Source organism: Ruminococcus sp. AM43-6, from assembly GCF_003461785.1.
Taxonomy (GTDB): domain Bacteria; phylum Bacillota; class Clostridia; order Oscillospirales; family Ruminococcaceae; genus Hominimerdicola; species Hominimerdicola aceti.
On record NZ_QTXU01000072.1, the window covers coordinates 356 to 2,080 of the forward strand.

Below are 1,725 nucleotides of genomic sequence, written 5' to 3' on the forward strand. Positions count from 1 at the left end.
AAAGCAAAGCAGGCAGTCGCCGCAAAAGGCAGGACATTCCACAGGTTTACCAGAACCACAACCGACAGAATTATTCCGCCGCAGATTATGATAAAATCACGGACATTCCAGAACCACAGCTTTACGTTGGCTCTCAGGTTTTCGGGGTAGATGTAGGTTTTCAATTTTTTCACACTCCATTTTTTCACATAAAAAAACAGCCAAGCTTTTGCTTGACTGTGCTCAATAATATTTTGTTGTAACTGTTCGACAAACTGTAATTTGACGCTCTATTAATGCTATAAAACCCAATCAATAGCATTCTTTACAAGTTTGACAAATGGTTCACAGGTCAGATTTTGGGTAGTGTGTGCAGGAACGATACAGCAGATTTTTCCCTTGCCATAGGTGTGAATCCATACAGCAGGCTGAACGCCGTTCTTTGAAACGGTTTCTGCAAGAATCGTTGTATCAGCATTCGGAATCATTTTCATTACATAATGTTCGTCAAAATCAGGGAATGTGAATTTGCCAATGCCTTCAATAATCGGATGTTCTGCTATCGGTTTTACAGTAAGCGGACATTGTTCGGGATGAGTGATAAAGTTACTTCTTACAACATTTGTGAGGATTGCGTGATTTTCTGTGTAATCAGTAAGTGATGCGTGAAGCATAATCGTTCCCATACCATTCTGAACATCATTCAGAAATTTCTCCGTCCATTTTTCATCACACCAGATTGGAGTAGGAATCTGATCATTTTCAATAGGATCTTTGAAAGACAAAAACAAATCAAACTGCCCGTTGAAATAATCATTTGGCTTCTTTGTGAATGTTACTTCATAATCTGCGTTAAAAAGATAGTCCATCATAGGCTTGATGGAATCATCGTGATGCCAGTAATCGTGTACCAAAACAAATACTTTTTTACTCATAAGTCATACGTCCTTTCATCACCATTTTATGGCTACGTTTCTGTGAATTCTCGTTTTTTAGATGTGCGTTAAATTCCGATTTGTCGCTCAATTTTAAAAAGTAAACTAATAAAAGTATATCACAAACCTCACTGTCTGTCAAACCAATATTTATTTACGCTTTCCCCTTAATCATACCGACAGCCCTCGCCCCCATAGAAACAGTATGGCTGACAGACATCATATTGACTCTTACGGAAGTGTCCAACCCATACATCTGCGCAATCCTCGGAACTTCCGTTGCCGACAAGCACATTCCCACCGCAAGCAGAGCGTGTTGAGTGTAGGTCAGCAGTCCGAGATAGAGTATCGTTGTCTGCAAAAATGCCGTCAGACAAGTCGCAATGACCTGCTTGCACCAGCTGTAAAATCCGTCTGTGTAACCTCTCGGAACTCCAAAAAGATACAGACTTCCCACAGCAATCTGACACAGTATTATGCCGCCACGCTTAATGTTTGAAAACACAACTTTTACTGTACAATAGCCGAAAAGTATGATAAAAAACAGGCTGAAAAGCGAAATGTCCGAGGCGATGGCAATAATTACGGAAAGCCCTGTGCCTGCCACCGATGCGGATGTTGCCCCGATAAATCCGCCAAGCAGTTCATGAGAAAATGTTCCCTGCATCGCCACACAGAATGCATACAGCCGCTGTGGAACGACCGTTACCAGACTTGCCGCCATGAACCCTTTCAACACGTTCAGACAGGTATTTTTGATGTTCGCCTGACCAGATTCATAGGCTATCGCCGTGTCAAATACCGCTACGAT

General features: G+C 41.7%; 2 protein-coding genes. Both read right to left on the reverse strand.

Features of this window, described 5'->3' with window-relative positions; all coding sequences use genetic code 11:
* Nucleotides 1–278 precede the first annotated feature (278 nt).
* The gene (locus tag DW938_RS14420) at nt 279–914 is read right to left on the reverse strand and encodes a ThuA domain-containing protein (RefSeq protein ID WP_118060144.1); all 636 of its coding nucleotides are present in this window, start codon (nt 912–914) and stop codon (nt 279–281) included.
* Nucleotides 915–1,068: 154 nt separating this feature from the next.
* Nucleotides 1,069–1,725: conjugal transfer protein TrbL family protein (locus DW938_RS14425; protein WP_118125584.1), on the reverse strand; the 657-nt coding region annotated here is incomplete at its 5' end.

Bases quoted from the DNA above. Each gene is read 5' to 3' on its own strand.
- DW938_RS14420 (WP_118060144.1), bottom strand. From the start codon at position 914: ATGAGTAAAAAAGTATTTGTTTTGGTACACGATTACTGGCATCACGAT.